General features: G+C 60.0%; 18 protein-coding genes and 1 pseudogene. 11 read left to right on the plus strand and 8 right to left on the minus strand.

The genetic code is table 11. The annotated features are described in order from the left end of the window. The 5 genes and pseudogenes from AAFH49_RS20780 to AAFH49_RS20800 form a co-directional block, all read left to right on the plus strand. Window positions 1–191, plus strand: a pseudogene (locus AAFH49_RS20780) (putative DNA modification/repair radical SAM protein); the annotation flags it as partial. A gap of 7 nt (window positions 192–198) precedes the next feature. Beyond that, window positions 199–477 (plus strand): hypothetical protein, encoded by a 279-nt coding sequence (locus AAFH49_RS20785; RefSeq protein ID WP_342301207.1) that lies wholly within the window; start codon window positions 199–201, stop codon window positions 475–477. A 104-nt stretch (window positions 478–581) separates the two neighbouring features. Then, a complete protein-coding gene (locus AAFH49_RS20790) occupies window positions 582–1,535 on the plus strand; it encodes a TIGR03915 family putative DNA repair protein (RefSeq protein ID WP_342301209.1) in 954 nt (317 codons plus the stop codon). 123 nt (window positions 1,536–1,658) lie between these two features. Next, window positions 1,659–2,522 (plus strand): dTDP-4-dehydrorhamnose reductase, encoded by an 864-nt coding sequence (gene rfbD / locus AAFH49_RS20795; protein ID WP_342301211.1) that lies wholly within the window; start codon window positions 1,659–1,661, stop codon window positions 2,520–2,522. Window positions 2,523–2,620: 98 nt separating this feature from the next. Further along, window positions 2,621–2,857: a hypothetical protein gene (locus AAFH49_RS20800; RefSeq protein ID WP_342301213.1), complete on the plus strand. Its 237-nt coding sequence runs from the start codon at window positions 2,621–2,623 to the stop codon at window positions 2,855–2,857. Between the two features lie 54 nt (window positions 2,858–2,911). On the opposite strand, the gene AAFH49_RS20805 is transcribed toward AAFH49_RS20800, so the two are convergent. Continuing rightward, window positions 2,912–4,114 (minus strand): MFS transporter, encoded by a 1,203-nt coding sequence (locus AAFH49_RS20805; RefSeq protein ID WP_342301214.1) that lies wholly within the window; start codon window positions 4,112–4,114, stop codon window positions 2,912–2,914. Between the two features lie 130 nt (window positions 4,115–4,244). Between AAFH49_RS20805 and AAFH49_RS20810 the strand changes: the two genes are divergently transcribed. The 3 genes from AAFH49_RS20810 to AAFH49_RS20820 are packed head-to-tail and all read left to right on the plus strand — an operon-like array spanning window position 4,245 to window position 5,736. Then, on the plus strand, window positions 4,245–4,442 hold the full coding sequence (locus AAFH49_RS20810; RefSeq protein WP_342301216.1) for a hypothetical protein: 198 nt from the start codon (window positions 4,245–4,247) through the stop codon (window positions 4,440–4,442). 57 nt (window positions 4,443–4,499) lie between these two features. Continuing rightward, entirely contained in the window at window positions 4,500–4,769 is a 270-nt protein-coding gene (locus AAFH49_RS20815) for a GreA/GreB family elongation factor (protein ID WP_342301218.1), read from the plus strand. 40 nt (window positions 4,770–4,809) lie between these two features. After that, window positions 4,810–5,736: a bestrophin family protein gene (locus tag AAFH49_RS20820; protein WP_342301219.1), complete on the plus strand. Its 927-nt coding sequence runs from the start codon at window positions 4,810–4,812 to the stop codon at window positions 5,734–5,736. A 193-nt stretch (window positions 5,737–5,929) separates the two neighbouring features. On the opposite strand, the gene AAFH49_RS20825 is transcribed toward AAFH49_RS20820, so the two are convergent. Next, on the minus strand, window positions 5,930–6,859 hold the full coding sequence (locus tag AAFH49_RS20825) for a helix-turn-helix transcriptional regulator (protein ID WP_342301221.1): 930 nt from the start codon (window positions 6,857–6,859) through the stop codon (window positions 5,930–5,932). A 164-nt stretch (window positions 6,860–7,023) separates the two neighbouring features. On the opposite strand from AAFH49_RS20825, the gene AAFH49_RS20830 reads away from it, so the two are divergent. Both AAFH49_RS20830 and AAFH49_RS20835 read left to right on the plus strand, forming a co-directional pair. Further along, the gene (locus AAFH49_RS20830; protein ID WP_342301224.1) at window positions 7,024–8,553 is read left to right on the plus strand and encodes an aldehyde dehydrogenase family protein; all 1,530 of its coding nucleotides are present in this window, start codon (window positions 7,024–7,026) and stop codon (window positions 8,551–8,553) included. A 176-nt stretch (window positions 8,554–8,729) separates the two neighbouring features. Continuing rightward, the gene (locus AAFH49_RS20835) at window positions 8,730–9,125 is read left to right on the plus strand and encodes a DUF779 domain-containing protein (protein ID WP_342301226.1); all 396 of its coding nucleotides are present in this window, start codon (window positions 8,730–8,732) and stop codon (window positions 9,123–9,125) included. 85 nt (window positions 9,126–9,210) lie between these two features. Here the strand turns inward: AAFH49_RS20835 and AAFH49_RS20840 are convergent, their stop codons facing one another. From AAFH49_RS20840 to AAFH49_RS20850, 3 genes are all read right to left on the minus strand, one after another. Next, on the minus strand, window positions 9,211–11,253 hold the full coding sequence (locus tag AAFH49_RS20840) for a S9 family peptidase (RefSeq protein ID WP_342301228.1): 2,043 nt from the start codon (window positions 11,251–11,253) through the stop codon (window positions 9,211–9,213). A 118-nt stretch (window positions 11,254–11,371) separates the two neighbouring features. Continuing rightward, the gene (locus AAFH49_RS20845) at window positions 11,372–11,842 is read right to left on the minus strand and encodes a MaoC family dehydratase (protein WP_342301230.1); all 471 of its coding nucleotides are present in this window, start codon (window positions 11,840–11,842) and stop codon (window positions 11,372–11,374) included. A 156-nt stretch (window positions 11,843–11,998) separates the two neighbouring features. Continuing rightward, window positions 11,999–12,766 carry a DUF4197 domain-containing protein gene (locus tag AAFH49_RS20850; RefSeq protein ID WP_342301232.1) on the minus strand — a complete coding sequence of 256 codons (768 nt, stop codon included), beginning with the start codon at window positions 12,764–12,766 and terminating at the stop codon, window positions 11,999–12,001. A gap of 162 nt (window positions 12,767–12,928) precedes the next feature. Here AAFH49_RS20850 and AAFH49_RS20855 point away from each other — a divergent pair, with 162 nt between their 5' ends. Further along, a complete protein-coding gene (locus tag AAFH49_RS20855; RefSeq protein WP_342301234.1) occupies window positions 12,929–14,212 on the plus strand; it encodes an aminopeptidase in 1,284 nt (427 codons plus the stop codon). Window positions 14,213–14,307: 95 nt separating this feature from the next. Here AAFH49_RS20855 and AAFH49_RS20860 read toward each other — a convergent pair whose 3' ends face one another. From AAFH49_RS20860 to AAFH49_RS20870, 3 genes are all read right to left on the minus strand, one after another. Then, window positions 14,308–15,051, minus strand: a complete 744-nt coding sequence (locus AAFH49_RS20860; protein ID WP_342301235.1) for an SDR family NAD(P)-dependent oxidoreductase — start codon at window positions 15,049–15,051, stop codon at window positions 14,308–14,310. 170 nt (window positions 15,052–15,221) lie between these two features. Then, a complete protein-coding gene (locus AAFH49_RS20865) occupies window positions 15,222–16,541 on the minus strand; it encodes a family 1 glycosylhydrolase (RefSeq protein WP_342301237.1) in 1,320 nt (439 codons plus the stop codon). Between the two features lie 111 nt (window positions 16,542–16,652). Then, a partial coding sequence (locus tag AAFH49_RS20870) for a histidine phosphatase family protein (RefSeq protein ID WP_342301239.1) occupies window positions 16,653–16,878 on the minus strand: 226 nt, incomplete at its 5' end.

Below are 16,878 nucleotides of genomic sequence, written 5' to 3' on the forward strand. Positions count from 1 at the left end.
TGGAAACCCTGCGCCAGCTGGGCGTGGTGCTCAAGCGGGCCAAATATTTCCTCACCTGCCAGGGCGAGCACCAGCCCGTCATCGGCGAGCTGACCGAGCAGCAGGTGCGCCGCCAGATTCTGTTTGGGGCCGGCTCGGTACGCTCGGCCCTCGTCACCCAGCAGCTCGATTTGTTCGCCCAAGCCTCCTGATTCTGCCATGCAAGCTGATTTCAATAACCTCACTTCCACCTCGCAACTGCACCCCGGCCAACTGGGCGGTGTGCAGCACGACATCCTCTTTTCTGTCATGAAAATCATCCACCGCCAGCCTGAAAATACCGTCCGGCCTGCCACCGCGTCCTCCGATAAAGTTGACCGTCTCTCGTGCTGCTGCCGCCTCAGCGAGCTGATGCCGCTGGTGCGCCAGTTGCACCACGATGCCCGCGCCCGCTACGAAGCCGGCCGCCAAAACGAGCAGCGCCAGCAAGCGGCGTAATGGCGCTTTAAGAACGTCATGCTGAACGCAGTCGAAGCATCTCTACCGCAGTAGTAATCCAATCGAGACAACGAAGCGGTAGAGATGCTTCGACTGCGCTCAGCATGACGTTCTGTTATTCCCTATTGAAACCCATCCGCCGTCCATCCACCGCTGTAGCCTCTGCCGCCCCACGCCGGGCGGGGGCCCCCACGCTCACGGCCCCGCCGCTGGACTATACCTACGACGGCACGTTTGAGGGCCTGCTCACGGTGCTGTTCACGGTGTACGACTGGCGGGCAGCCCCCAACAGCATTCAGCCCGAAGCCACGGCCCAAAGCGGCCTTTTCACCCAGCCCGCCCACCGCGCCACCGATGAAACCCTGGCCGCCCGTGTGTGGGAAGGCTTGCTGAAAACGATGGATAACGAGGCCCGCGCCCGCCTCTATCACGTTTTTCTCAGCGAGGATGCGGACCGGGAATTGTTGATTTTCCGCTACGTGGATTTGGCCCTGCGCTCGCCCGTCGATATTTCGGAGAACTACGCCAACGCCGACGTGCGCCGCGTGCAACGCCTGGCCCAGATGATGTTTCGCGAAAAGCACCGCATGGAAGCCTTCGTGCGCTTCGAGAAAACCAGCGACGAGCTATTCCACGCCACTATTGAGCCGGATATGGACGTGCTGCCGCTCATCGCCGCGCACTTCACCAAGCGCTACGCCGACCAGCGCTGGCTGATTTATGACCGCCGCCGCCACTACGGGCTGTATTATGACCTCACGCGCACCGACATTGTGCAGTTTGAGAACCCGGCGGGCCGGAAAGCCACCGATATTTCGGCCACCGTGCTCGATGAGCGGGAGCCCCTGTTCAAGCACCTCTGGCAGACGTATTTCGACCACGTCAACATCCCTGAGCGCAAAAACCTAAAGCTGCACCGCCGCCACATGCCGCTGCGCTATTGGAAATACCTGAGTGAAAAGCAGCCCCGCGAGGTGCGCTTCGAGCCGATTAAAAACAAGCAGACCATTGTGGGCAAAGAGATATCGGCGGGCCAGAAGCTGCTGCCGCGTGGGTAAATTCCTGTAGCACATGATTTAGCTTGTGTATTATAGCAGATGCATTGCCCAAAAAACACACGCTGAAGCATGTGCTACAAGGCGGGCCGGGCTAACTTGCGGCCTAAATCTGAGCTTATGCTAATGAGTACGACACTGGTTTTCGGGGCCCTCGGGCAATTGGGGCAATGCCTGGCGCACGTGGCGCGGGAGCGGAACACGCCGGGCCTGGTATTCCTGTCCGAGGCTGAAGGCAATATTCTCGACCAGGCCGCGCTGGCCGCGCTTTTTGCCGCGCACCGCCCCAATCACGTCATCAACTGCGCCGCCTATACGGCCGTGGATAAGGCCGAAGACGACGTGGATTTAGCCCGCAAAATCAACCGCGATGGTGTGGAAAACCTGGCCCGCCTCTGTGCGGAACACGGCACCGTGCTCATTCAGATTTCGACCGATTTTGTGTTTGCCGGCGCGGGCAATGAGCCGCTGCTCGAAATTGACGAAACCGCGCCGCTGGGCGTCTACGGCCTCACCAAACTCGAAGGCGAGCAGGTGATTCCGGGCCTCACCGAGAAGTACTTCACGCTGCGCACCAGCTGGCTGTACTCAGAATTCGCCGGCAACTTCGTGAAAACCATGCGCAAGCTGGGCCGCGAGCGCGACGAGCTTCGCGTCATCTGGGACCAGGTGGGTACGCCCACCTACGCCATCGACCTGGCCGGCGTCATTCTCGGAATTATTGAGAGCGGCAGCACGGCTTACGGCCTCTACCATTACAGCAACGAGGGCCTGACGTCGTGGTACGACTTTGCCACGGCCATTTTCGAGCTCAGCGAAATTTCGGTGAAAACCACGCCCATTCGCACCAGCGAATACCCCACGAAGGCCACGCGCCCGCCGTTTTCGGTGATGGACAAGACTAAAATCAAAACCCAGTTGGGCGTGGCCATTCCGCACTGGCGCGAGAGCCTCAAAGTCTGTTTGGAGCGCTTAGCCGCCGCCGAGTAGCTGAGTTACGCTTGTTTCGAAGTGTAGTTGAAAGCCCCCGTTGGTTCGCCAGCGGGGGCTTATTTTGCGCCATCCACCAACCACTTTTGCCTCCTTTCATGAAAACCGACCTATATACCAAAGCCGTCCTGACCGTCATTGCTGCCTGCTTGCTGATACTAGTAGGTAAAGAAATCAAGTTCATCCCGGAGGCCACCGCCGCAACGCCTGCCCTGCCCATGGCCGGCCGCAACTACGGCCTGGTGCCCGTGAATGCCGATGGCAGCGTGACCGTGCGTTTCCAGACCACTGAGGCCATGCCGGTCAACATCGTGGGCATTCACCGGCCATTCTAATCGGGCGAGGTGGGTCGGTATTCCTGGGACGCGATTTCGACTTCGAAGTAAGTTCTAACCGCGCCCGTAGAACCGGCTCACCAAGTACGCCGAACCAGCAAATGCTGCCCCCAGCACGCACACGCCGGGCCAGCCGCCGTGCACCCACGCCAGCCCGCCAGCCACCGAGCCCAGCGAACCGCCCGTGAAATAACCGGTCATGTACACGGTGTTGAGGCGGCTGCGGGCTTCGGGTACCAGTGAGAAAATTTTGGTCTGGTTGGAGATGTGGGCCGATTGCACGCCCACATCCAGCAGAATCACGCCCAGCACCAGCCCGGCCAAGTGGTAGCCGGTGAGGCCCATGAATACATAAGCCGCCAGCGCCAGCAGGATGCCCACGCCGATGGCGAAGTCCGGCCCGCGCGTATCGGCAGCCTTGCCGGCCAGTGGCGCGGCCAACGCTCCCACGGCTCCAATTACCCCAAAGAATCCGGCCACGTCGCTGCCGTAATGGTAGGCCGGGCCTTCCAGGAAAAAAGCCAATGTGGTCCAGAACACGCTGAAGGCCGCAAACAGCAGCCCGCCCACCAGCGCCGAGCGGCGCAGGGCCGGCAGGTCGGCTACCAGCGTACCCAATGATTTCATGAGTGCGCCGTAGGAGCCCGTGAAGTTGGGCCGGTCCTGCGGCAGGCGCCAGGCCAGCAGGCCCAGCAGCGCCAGCATCAGGCCAGCCGCGATTTCGAACATGGCCCGCCAGCCCAGGTGCGCACCCACGTAGCCGCTCACCGTGCGCGAGGCCAGAATGCCAATTAGCAAGCCGCTCATGATGCGGCCTACGATGCGGCCCCGGTCGGCCTCCGGTGCCAAGTGCGCGGCCATGGGCAGCAGCAACTGCGGCACTGCCGAGCAGATGCCCAGCAGAATACTCGCCCCCGCCAGCAGCGCGAAACTGGGCGCAAATGCCGCCAGCCCTAGGCAGGCCGCCGCGCCCAGCAGCATGAGCAGCATCAGGCGCTTGCGCTCCAGCATATCGCCCAGCGGCACCACGAACAGCATGCCCAGCGTATAGCCTACCTGCGTGGCTGTGGCCACCAGACTGGCGCTGCTGTCCGAGAGGTGAAAGGTGCGGCCAATGGCGGCCAGCAGCGGCTGGTTGTAGTAAATATTGGCCACCACCAACCCGCAGGTGAGGGCCATGAGCCAGACGAGGGCGCCGTCGAGCCGGCGGGTGGGTAGGGGAGAGGCAACCGCTGAATCAGCAGTCTCAACAAGCATTTCTGACATTAAATAGCGCGAACGAATCGGGATAGGGTAGCAGCGAAATAGCGTAGGGTAACCGCTTTCTGGCCCCGATGGTTGCGTCGGACACCCGCAACCCGCCCGCCGCACCTGCGTTTGCCCTCACATGAGCCGAGGATTTACCAAGGAAGACGACGCGCAGACGCCGCCCATTATTCCGCCTCGGGCAGCCCTGCCGCCGGGCACGCCCAACTACGTCACGCCCGCCGGCTTGGAGCAACTCCGCGCCGAGCTCGCCACCCTCGAAGCCGAACGCGCCCAGGCCGAAGCCAACCATGATAACGACACTGACCGCACCCACTAGCTTTCATCCTACAACGGCCGCATCGCGCTGCTGCTGGAGCGCCTCGGCAGCGCCAAAGTGGTAGACCCCGCCGGCCAGCCGGCCAAAGAAGTGCGTTTCGGGGCCACCGTCACACTGTGCACCGTGAGCGGTGGCAGGGTGGGTTTCGAGCGAAAGTTCACCATCGTGGGTGTTGATGAGGCCGATGTGGCATTGGGCAAAGTGGCGTTTGTGGCGCCCATTGCCCGGGCCGTGCAGGGCGCGAAACTGAAGCAGCAGGTGACGCTGAAGCTCGGCCCACAGGAGGAAGTGGTGGAAACAGCCGCCATCCAATATTCCGAAGCGTAATTTCGGCCGTGTCGGCTCATCACCAAGCCGCGCTTTATGCATGATTGTCTACAAATCGACCGACTGGTGGGAGGCCCTACGCCACCTACGCTCCTCGGGCATCATCCGGCTGCTGCTGAAACGGGTGCTGTTCGTGGGCCTCTACGCCACCGCTGTGACGGCCTTGGTCATCCGCTTCGAGCGCATGAACGTGGCCGTCGATAAGGAGTTTTTCTCGTTTCTGGGCATCCTGCTCAGCCTGTTGCTGGCCTTTCGCACCAACACTGCCTACGACCGATTTTACGAAGGCCGCCGCCTCTGGGGGCAGCTCACCAACAACTGCCGCAACCTGGCCGGCCTGCTCCACGCCCGCCTGCCGGCCGATGATTACGCCACCCGCACCTACCTCGCCCGGCTGCTCTCCAACTTCCCCATCGCCCTGGATGGCCACCTGCGCAACGGCGTGCGGTTCGAGAAGCTGGAACCCGTCGAACCCGGTTTTATCGACCATTTGCAGACTGTCCGCCATGTGCCTTCCCGCCTGGCGGCCATGCTCCAGGAGTTCTACGAGCAGCTGCTGCGCGAGGGAATCATTCTGCCCACGCACCTCATCACCATCCAGCGCCACCACGAGGCGTTGCTCGACGTGGCCGGCGGCTGCGAGCGCATCAAAAATACGCCCATTCCCTTCTCCTACAGCTATTTCATCAAGGGTTTTATCTCGGTGTTCATCCTCACCATGCCCTTCAACCTGCTCGATACCTACGAGTGGCTCACGGTGCCCATCACCATGTTCGGAGCCTACGCGCTGCTGGGCGTAGAGATGATTGGCGACGAAATCGAAGACCCTTTCGGCAAAGACAGCAACGACTTGCCGCTGACGCAAATGTCGAACCGCATCCGCGCCAACGTGCACGAAATCCTGGGTGTAGACCTGCACGAGGACATTCGCGGCCTGGCCGATGCGCCGTATAGCGTGGTGTTTTAGCGCCGCCTTGTCATTGCGAGCGAAGCGCGGCAATCCGTCCTCTCATGAGCGACCAGCCCTGAAGTGTGATAAAGCTTTTTTTGACAACGAAAAGCCCCGAAAATGCAGAGTGTCGGGGCTTTCTGGTAAAACAAAGTGTCTGGTTTTGACAGGACGGATTGCCGCGCTTCGCTCGCAATGACAAGGCAGATTTCTACGCCACCATCTGCTTCTTATACGCCCCCGGTGTCACGCCCTCGTACTTCTTAAACAGCGCCTGGAAGTACGACAGGTTATTAAAACCCGCCCGCAAACAAACCTCCGCCACGCTGGCCAGCGGGTGGCGTAACAGCCGCTTGGCCTCGCCCAGCCGTTCCCGAATGATATACTCGACCGGCGTAATCCCGAACTCGCGCTTGAACACGCGGAAGAACGTGGCCTTGCTCATGCAGGCCAGCGCGCTGAGCTTATCAATGGTCAGGTTCTCGGCCAGATGGTCTTTGATGTAACCCACAACGGCCGCAAAGCGGTGTGTGGTGAGGTGCCGGGCGTAGTCGTGAAAAATGAGCTGGCGGGCCTGCGTCTGCATCAGGCGCACCAATAATTCCTGGAGCGTGAAGCCGGCCAGCACATCCTTGTTAATATCCGAAGTGCGCGACACGGCTACCAGGCGGCCCAGCGTGTCGGTCAGCTCGGGCGTGTTGGTGAGGTGGGCGTACTCGGGGCCTTCGATGGCCCAGGGCTGGTGCGGTTCGGCCTTGGGGTAACGCTCATTCAATAAATCCACGGTGTGGCGGATGGTATCAGGCGCGATGGCCACGGCCAGGCACTGCGTGGGCTGGCACAGGCAGGCCTCGGGGAAGTCGATTTCCATCAACTCATCCTTATCCACTACCACCGACTCGCCGGGTAGGTAGTCGAAGGCCTCGCGGCCTGGTAGGTGCATCACCTTTTTGCCGCGCAGCATGGTGGTCAGGGCCAAGCCTTCGAGGCGCAGGGGCACGCGGTGGGCGGTACGGTGCGTTTCGAATACGTTCAGCTCGAAGCCTGCCAGGTTATACACCGTCCGGTTTTCGACCAGAGAATGCAGGCGCTCCAGCGCGAGCGGCGCAACGGCGGTAGGCAGGTGGACGCGGGTGGGCATGGGCGGGAAGTCTGTGGTGAGGAAGTACACACTCCTAACACGGAGGTGTGCCAGCAAGTTGCGACAATTTCGGCACTCTTTGCGATAATACCACAATCCGGCGGCAGGTAAAAAAGAGACCTTTACATCCTCTCTCATTCAACTCATTCCCATCCAACAAAGTCATGGCTGAAACCCTCGAACAAACCACCACCCTGGTGGCCCGGCCCCAGTTCAAAACCCATTACGACAACTTTATCGGCGGTAAATGGGTGCCCCCGGTGAAGGGCCAGTATTTTGAAAACCCCTCGCCGATTGATGGCAAGGCCTTCACCAAAGTGGCCCGCAGCACCAAGGAAGACATTGAGCTAGCCCTCGATGCCGCCCACGAAGCCTTCAAAACCTGGGGCAAAACCTCCGCCACCGAGCGCAGCAACATCCTCAACAAAATTGCTAACCGTATCGAAGAAAACCTGCCCCATCTCGCCGCCGTGGAATGCGTCGAGAACGGCAAGCCCATCCGCGAAACCACCTTTGCCGACATGCCGCTGGTGGTAGACCACTTTCGCTATTTTGCCAGCGTAATTCGGGCCGAAGAAGGCAGTGCTACCGAGCTGAATGCCACCACCGTGTCGCTCAATATCCAGGAGCCGCTGGGCGTCATCGGCCAGATTATTCCCTGGAACTTCCCGTTGCTGATGGCCACCTGGAAGCTGGCTCCCGCCATTGCCGCCGGTTGCACCGTGGTGATGAAGCCCGCCGAGCAAACCCCCGCCAGCATCATGGTGCTCATGGAGCTGATTCAGGACCTGGTGCCCGCTGGCGTGATTAACGTCGTGAACGGTTTCGGCCTCGAGGCCGGCAAGCCGCTGGCCTCGTCGCCGCGCATCCAGAAGGCCTCCTTCACGGGCGAGACGACCACCGGCCGCCTCATCATGCAGTACGCTTCGGAAAACCTGATTCCGGTGACGATGGAACTGGGCGGCAAGTCGCCCAACGTCTTCTTCAAGAGTGTGATGGATGCCGACGACGACTTCCTCGACAAGGCCATCGAAGGCGCGGTGATGTTTGCCCTGAACCAGGGCGAAATCTGCACCTGCCCCTCGCGGATGCTCATTCACGAAGACATCTACGACGACTTCATTGCCCGCGTTATTGAGCGCGTGAAAGCCATCAAACTCGGCAACCCGCTTGATATGAACACAATGATGGGCGCGCAGGCCTCGAACGACCAGTTCGAGAAAATCCTGAGCTACCTCGAAATCGGCAAGGCCGAAGGAGCCGAAGTGCTGGTGGGCGGCGAAGCCCACTCGCAGGAGCACCCTGAGCTGGCCGAGGGCTACTACATCCAGCCCACCATGTTCCGGGGCCACAACAAGATGCGCATTTTCCAGGAGGAAATCTTCGGGCCGGTGGTATCCGTCACCACCTTCAAAACCGTGGAAGAAGCCATTGAAATTGCCAACGACACGCTCTACGGCCTCGGGGCCGGCGTGTGGACCCGCGACGCGCACGAGCTGTACGAAGTGCCCCGCGCCATCCAGGCCGGCCGCGTGTGGGTGAACTGCTACCACGACTACCCCGCCGGCGCGCCCTTTGGCGGCTACAAAGCCTCCGGTTTCGGCCGCGAGAACCACAAGATGATGCTGAGCCATTACCGCCAGAACAAGAACATGCTCATCAGCTACAGCCAGCAGAAACTCGGTTTCTTCTAGGCCCGGCCGTAGCTAAGTTTCTCAGCTGAAAAGTAACGTCATGCTGAGCGTAGTCGAAGCATCTCTACCGCATAACTAATCTCAAACGAAAGAGTTAGTGATGAGGTAGAGATGCTTCGACTACGCTCAGCATGACGTTCTATTGTTTTTAATTTCCACCTGCCTCATTCCCACCCATGCCCACCCCCCGCGTCCTCGTTACCACTGCCGCCGAAGCCACCATCGACCTGCTCCGCGACGAGCACGGCCCGCTCATGTTTCACCAAAGCGGCGGGTGCTGCGACGGCTCCTCGCCCATGTGCTTCGCCAAGGGCGAGTTTCGGGTGGGTGGGAATGATACGTGGTTGGGTCGCATCCACGGCTGCGATTTCTTCATGAGTGCCAGCCAGTTCGAGTACTGGAAACACACCCAGCTCACGGTGGATGTGGTGAAGGGCCGGGGCGCGAGCTTCTCGCTGGAAATTCCGCTCGGCGTGCGGTTTTTGATTCGGTCCCGTCTGTTTACCGAGGACGAGGAAAAGGATATGGAACCGGTGTACGCCGGCGACGAATACCCGGAAATGGCAGTGTAGGGTACGACCCCACACCCTGCTCGTTTCTGACATTAAAAAAGCCCCTGCTAATATTGGCAGGGGCTTTTTTAATGTCATACAAAACTTACTTCACATTCGTTTTCGTCACCAACTGCACCGTTTTCGGGTCCACGGTGATTTCCTGCAGGCGCTTGGCTACGGCGGGGCTCATGCTTTCCTGGTAGCGACCGTGGAGATGGCCGGCCAAGAACTTCTCGGAGGCCGCGAACATGGCCATGTTGTTCACGGGGCGGGCGAAGCCGTGGCCTTCATCGGGGGCCAGCAGGTATTGCACGGGGTAGTTGCGGTCGCGCAGGGCCACCACAATCTGGTCGGCTTCGGCCTTGTTCACGCGCGGGTCATTAGCCCCTTGCACCACCATGAGCGGGGTTTTGATTTTGTTAGCCGAGCCCAGCGGCGACATGCGGTCGAGGGCGGCGCGGCCTTCGGCGGTGCCGGGGTCGGCCATGCGGGCGTACATCTGCTTGCGGCCGGCCTCCCAGTAGGGCGGGATGGCGTTGAGCAGCGTGGTCAGGTTGGAAGGCGCCACGATGGCCACGGCGGCGCTGTACAAATCGGGCGTGAAGGCCACGCCGGCCAGCGTGGCGTAGCCGCCATATGAGCCACCCATGATGCCCACGCGCTTGGGGTCGGCGATGCCTTGGGCCACGAGGTACTTCACGCCCCAGGTCAGGTCGTCCTGCATTTTGCGGCCCCATTCGCCGTTGCCGGCGTTCAGAAACTGCTTGCCGTAGCCGGTGCTAGCCCGGAAGTTGGGCGAAAGCACGGCGTAGCCCCGGTTGGCCAGAAACTGGGCCATGGTGTTGAAGCCATAGGTATCGCGCCCCCACGGCCCGCCATGGGGCAGGATGATGACGGGCAGATTCTTAGCCGCCACGCCCTTGGGTAGCGTCAGGTAAGCCGGAATTTCCAGGCCATCCGACGACTTGTAGCGCACCACTTTCATGTCGGCCAGGTCGGCTGCTTTCAGCTTGGGGCGGGTTTCGTACTCCTTGGTGAGCTGCTTGGTCTGGCGGTCAAATAAGTACGCCACATTGGGCTGGGTGGCCGAGCTGGCCGAGAGCAGCCACAGCCGCTCATCGGTGGTGTGTGACACGGGGTACACATCCAGGCCCGGCAGCTTCTTGCTAACTGTAGTAAAGTCCTGCTCAAAGGCCTTGTCCTTCCACACGCGGCGCATCCGGTCGTCCTCAAAACTCACGAACACCGGCTCGTGGGTTTTCTCCGACAGCGCGAGGCCGCCCACGTCCACGCGCTTCAGCGGGTCGGCCTGGTAGGGCTGTTCCTGGCCGGTGGCGGGGTCCAGAAGCACGATTTCGGCCAAGTTGCGCGAGCCTTTGTTGGTGGCGAGGTATACGTGCTGATTGTCTTTGGCGAAGCCTTCCACGGCGCTTTGCTCGTCAATCGTGGTTTTGTAGAAGGGCGTCATTTGCTCGCCCTCCACGCGCAGCCACTCGGTGCTGCCGTCGGGGTTCGAACGGGCCGCGAGGCGCAGCTGGTCGTTCCAGTCGAACACCCAGTCGCCGATGCGGTCGTTATTCTGGCGCACCAGGGTTTTTTCGCCGGTAGTCAGGTTCAGCTTGTACAGGTCGTGCCAGGCCTTGTCGCGGTCATTCAGGCCGATGTAGAGCGTGTTGGGGTCGGTGAGGGGCACGTTGATAACCTGCACCCGTACGCCCTTCAGGCCGGTGAGGTCGCGGGCGGTGGGCACGGGCTGGCCGGTGGGCAGGGCTTCGGCCGGGTTCACGGCGTAGATGTTGAAGTTCTCGTCGCCGGCCTTGTCCTGGCTGTAGAGCAGATACTTGCCGTCGCGGCTCCAGAAGTAGCTGCGCACCGGGCGGGCCTGGTCGTTGGTCATCGGCCGGGCCTTATCGAAGGGCTCGTTCAGGCCCTTCACCCATATGTTGCGGGTGCCGTTGTAAGGCTTGATGAAGGATAGGAACTTGCCGTCAGGCGAGAGCTGCGCGCCCGAAATTTCGGGGTCACCGAAGAGCAGCTCGCGGTCGATAAGCGGCGGCTGCGCGCCCGGTTTGGCCGCTTGCGCAAAGCCGGTTTGGGGAGTGGCCAGACTCAGCACGAGCCCCAGACCCAGGAAAAAGTGTTTCATAATAAAACGCAGAAAAAGGTGTATGATGCGCCCAAAGTACACAAAAAAGCCCCGACCACGAAAGCAGTCGGGGCAAGTGGGCGACATTCAATAGAAAGTCGCCAAATAATGAGTCAAGCTATTGCTCCTGAAAATGATACAAGAACGTCACCACGCCCGTGTAGGCCGGCTTTTTCACGTTTTCAATTTCCAGGGTGACTTCGATGCGGGTTTTGGCGATGCCGCGCAGGTTGGTTACCGAGAGCATTTTGGCGCGCAGGCGCACGGCGCTGTTTACCGTCACGGCCTGGTTGAAGCGCAGGCTTTCGATTTCGTAGTTCACCTGCATTTTCAGGTTCTCGATGGTCACGATTTGCTGCCAGAGATAGGGCAGCAGCGCCACCGTGAGGTAGCCGTGGGCAATGGTAGCCTTGAATGGCGACTCGGTAGCAGCGCGCTCCGCGTCGGTATGAATCCACTGAAAATCGAGCGTGGCGGCGGCAAATTGGTCAATTTGAGCCTGCGTAATGGTGTGGTATTCGGACACGCCCAGCTCCTGGCCGGTGTGCGCTTCGAGTTCGGCAAGGCTGCCAATGGTGAGGGTGGGCATAAAAAAGTGGCGTACGGTTGCGGATTTAGGGCCGCAAACATACGCCACTCCAATTGGTGTAGGGTGCGGGGCTTGCCCCCGCCCGTCGTTGAACATTCTGTGTAAAAGCCGTTCAATGACGGGCGGGGGCAAGCCCCGCACCCTACTTCATAATACCTAGCTCCGGCTGCCAAACACGCGACGCAGCAGCTCCGTAGTGCGGGCCACCGGGTTTTCGCGGATGTTGGCTTCCTCTTGGGCGATGAGCGTGAACAGGCCGTCCACGGCTTTGCCGGTGGCGTACTGGTTCAGGTCGGGCTGCACTTTCTGCACCAGGGGCAGCTGGTTGTAGGTGGTGGCCAGTTGGGTGTAGTAGCGCGTGGCACCCACCTGGTCGAGGCTTTTCTGCATGATAGGCGAGAAGGCCGAGACGAGCTGCGTGGAAGTGGTGCGCTTCAGAAACTGCGTGGCGGCGTCTTTCTGGCCGGTTAGGATATTCCACACGTCCGAAAACGTGAGGCTTTTGATGGCCGAAATGAAGATGGGCTTGGCGCTGCGGGCGGCGTCCTCCGCGCCCCGGTTCAGGCTCAGCTCGAATTTATCGACCTGACTGCCCAGGCCGATGCTGCGCAGCGTGGTAGCCACGCGCTGGGCATCGGGCGGGAAGGGGATGCGGATGAGGCGGTTGAGGTAAAAACCGTCGGTTTGCGAAGCCTGGTCGGCCCCTTTGCCAATGCCTTGCAGCAACGCTTCCTTGAGGCCATTGGCCGCGTCGGCGTTGCTGAGGCCGCCGATGCTGCCGCTACTTGAGGTGCCGGTGCTGGTGGGCTTTTTGAGGATGTTGGGGAGGTTGATGTTCTTGAGGTCGGGCAGGCGGAACTGGGCCGAGGCGCTGAACGAGCCAGCCAAAAGCAAGAATAGAACGGCCAGGGTGCGGTTTTTCATAGCGGGGAGCGCCGGACGAATGATGTCGGCAAATAGCCTATTGCAACGGCCGTGCCGACTTTTTGGTGCTGGCGCAAGGGCTTCGTGAATTGAATATTTTTTAATTAAATACAAATAATTATAAACTTAATATAATTAAACGTAACATTGACCTGTAAATCGGTGAATCTAACCGCTAGCCGCGCCGGAGCACTGGTCAAATTTCTTACCCATTCAATCCTTGTTGTCATGTTGAAAAAACTTATACCAATGGCTTGCGTTTCGGGCCTGATTTTGTCGTCCGGTTCGGCCTTCGGCCAGAACTACGAGCAGGTGGCCAAACAGATTGTGAATACCTCGGCCGGAGTAAAACCCGGCGAGTCAGTTATCATTTCGGGCGGCCAACACACGCTGCCCCTCATGGAAGCTGTGGCCGTTGAAGTGGCCCGTGCCGGCGGACAGCCCTTGATGTGGGTTCAAACCGACAAGGTGGCGCGCGCCGTTAACATGGAAACGCCCGAAGCGGATATCCAGGCAAGTAAATTCAATAACATGTCGTTGCAGGCAGATGTGCTCATCGGCTTGCCTACAGTTGAAGACGGCCGCGCGGTGATGGCGGGCCTGAGTACGGCCCGCCGAGCCAAATTTGGTCAAGTGGCTGCCGCGTCCGGCTACACGCAGAAACTAGATGCCAGCAAGCAGCGGGGGGTGTATATAACCTATCCAAGCAAGAGTTACGCCGCGTCGCAGCAACTCGACTATGCTGGCTACGAGCAAATGATATGGGGCAGCATAGGAACCGACTACTCGGCTATTGCCGTGCAAGCGGAGCAGATGAAGCAGCTTCTGGCCAACGGTAAAAAAATGCACATTACCTCGCCGGAAGGTACCGACCTGACTGTAGACTTGGCCAGCCGCCCCGTGTTTGCCGATGACGGGGTATTGTCGGCCGCCGACCAGCAGGAGAAACTTATCTACAACCGGACGGCGCGTTTGCCCGGCGGATTACTCTACGGTACCTGCCAGGAAACTTCCGCCACGGGCCGGCTTGCGGTTGCCAACGACAATATTTCCGATGGCAAACCGCTGAAAGCCTTTAAAGCTGACTTGAAGAGCGGTCAGGTTGAAAACGTGCGGGCCGAGGTTGGGGCCGATGCTTTTAAAGAACAAATGGCCGCTTATGGGGCTCCAGGGCTGCAAGTAGACAAGTTTTTCATCGGGCTTAATCCAATGATGAAAACGGATAACGCAAAGGCGTTCTACCCAAACACGGCGGCTGGTATGGTGTACGTGAGCACTGGCAATAATGCCCTGTATGGCGGCCAGAACCAAACGCCGGGTGGCTACAGCTTCCCCATTGCCAACGCCACGGTGGACATTGACGGCAAGGTGATTGTTCGCAACGGTCAGCTTGTATCGCCGGCCATGGCCAGCACCAAGCCCGCGGCGAAGAAGAAAGGCAAATAAACTGCGCTAACGCAACGATGCTTCAAGGGCCAGTCAATGCATAATTGGCTGGCCCTTTTTTGTGCAACATGGTCATGCTACGCATTCTTTTTGGCTTACAGCCGGTCGAGCCGGCCGCCATCCACGCGCACTTCGGCTCCCTGCACGAAGGCGGCATCATCCGAAGCCAGATAGGCGATGATGGCGGCCACGTCCTCGGGCTTGCCCACATCGGCTTTGTCGATGACTTCGACGCCGGATTTTACGTTCGGATTATCCCAGAGCATGGGCGTGTCGATGGCGCCGGGCAAAACGACGTTGGTACGAATGCCCTTAGGCTTGCCTTCGAGCGAAGAGGAGCGGGTGAGCGACAGCATGGCGGCTTTCGCCGCCGCATAAGGCGCTACCAGCGGACTGGTTTCGACGGCGTGAATGCTGGCCACGTTCACGATGCTGCCGCCCGGCTTCATGTGCAGAAAAGCCTGCTTGGTGAAGTAGAATGCACCCAGCAAATCCACGTTCAGGATGCGCAGCCAGTCGTCGCCGGTCAGCTCTTCGAGGGCTTTGAACTGCATGAGGCCGGCGTTATTCACCACCGCATCGAGGCGGCCGAACTGGGCCAGGGTGGCGGCCACGGTGGCTTCCACCTGGGCTTCGATGGCCACGTTGCAGAGGCTGGCCAGCACGTCGGGTGCGCCGGCGGCTTTCACCTCGGGCACGGCGGCGTCGAGGTTGGTTTGGTTGTAATCGGCCAGCACCACGCGGGCACCTTCAGAGGCAAAACGCTTGGCGGCGGCTAAGCCAATGCCGCTGGCACCGCCGGTAATGAGAACGACTTTATCCTGGAAGCGAGGGGACATGGGAAGGAAGAGGGGAAGGGGAAGGGGAAGGGGAAGGGGGGGATGTTGGTTATAATCGGTTGTCATCCTGAGCGCAGCGAAGGACCTTCTCACGCTTGCGCTGATTGGATTACTGCAAGCTGTGCTGGCGTAATAAGGTCCTTCGCTGCGCTCAGGATGACAATTTGGACCTACGCTGCGTCCACATTCGTGGCGTTGGCCTGAGCCGTGGATTTATCCGCATTAGCGGCTTTCACATCGGCTTTTTGCTCTTTGGCCCAGGTTTCGTTGCTTTCCTGGGGCATCACGATTGGCACTTGCAGGCACACGCTTTGGGCGGGCAGCACCTGGCTCCAATCGGTGATGAGCTGTTTGTAGGCCTCGCCCACGGGGCGGATGTTGCGGTCGAGGTCATACAAGCCCACGGGGTTCATGCGGCCGTTGTTTTCGCGCAGGGCGGTGTCCCAGTCCACCTGGTCGGTGAGGGAGTACCAAGTGAAGCCCACCATGGGCACGCCGTCGTTGCGCACGCGCAGCACGTTGGCCCACTCTTTCCAGAGCCAGTTCACGGCTTCGTCACCGTTCTGGCCTTGCCAGATGTTGGTTTCGGTGTGCATCACGGGCAGGCGGTAGCGGTCGTGGTACTGCGTGGTGATGACGTGGTAGCCAAAAATCTCGCCCGAAGCGCGCGTGCTGCCGTCGGCCGATACGCGGTGCTCATTGGTGTAGTAGTAGTCGTTGCCCATGATGCAGTGCCGCTTCATCTTGGTTTTCAGGAAGAAGTGGTACTCCTCGCGGGTCATGCCGTTGTCCATCAGGAATTCGTACATGCTGGAATTCACGCGGCGGCCGTAGTTCAAATCGAGGGACAGGAACCGCTCGGAATTCATGGTTTCGGCGGGGCCGATGGCGGCCGGGTTTTCGGCGTGGAAGTATTCCGACGACTCGCTTTGGATGAATACCGCATCGGGCCGCACTTCCAGAATGGCTTCCATGGCCAGCACGTTGGCCTTCACGATGTACTTGAGGGCCGTTACGAAGGGCTTGTCGCCGCTCAGCTGCTCGTTCCACCAGCCGTAGCGGGCCGAAAACTGCGCGCAGATGTACATCTCGTTCACCGGCGTGTAGAGCTGCACCCACGGAAACCGCTGCGCAAACGCCTTGGCATACTGCGCAAACAGCTCGGGAAAATCAGGGTTCTGGAAGTTGCCAATCCAGTCGGGCACGCCGAAGTGGCACAGGTCGACAATGGGCGCGATGTTGCGCCGCAGCAGGTCCTGAAACGTCACATCGGCAAAACTCCAGTCGTACTTGCCCGGCCCCAGAAACGTGGTGTGAATGGGCGGCCCGTAGCGCAGAAACTTGATGCCCAGCTCATCAACCAGGTCGAAATCCTTCTGCCAGAGCTTGTAGTGGTTACATTTCTCCAGCTCATCCACGCGGTGCTTGCCGTTCTGGATGGTGGGGTTGCTGTTTTCGATGCCGGTGGCGAAAAGGAACTGAGGACCCATGAGTGCGGAAAAGTGGAAACGGAGCCGCCGAGAGAAGGCTTCGGTCAGCTAGTCCTGCTTACTCCTTTCGCCGGGTTCACGTTACGTTCATGGGTACCGGTGCCGGCGCGGCTACAGCGTGCGCAGCTCCAGAATCTTCAGCTGCGCATCAAAATGATAGACGCAAACGCCGCCCGTCACGATTTCCAGCCCCTCAACCTGCTGCGGCGTGAGGTGCTCCAGGTACATGCGCAGCGCCCGCAGCGTGTTGCCGTGCGCCACGATGAGAATGTCCTGTCCGGCCCGCAGCTTTGGGGCGATTTCGGCCTCGAAGAATGTCACCACCCGCGCCTGCGTC

Origin of the sequence: Hymenobacter segetis (assembly GCF_038448715.1) — a bacterium.
Taxonomy (GTDB): Bacteria; Bacteroidota; Bacteroidia; order Cytophagales; family Hymenobacteraceae; genus Hymenobacter; species Hymenobacter segetis.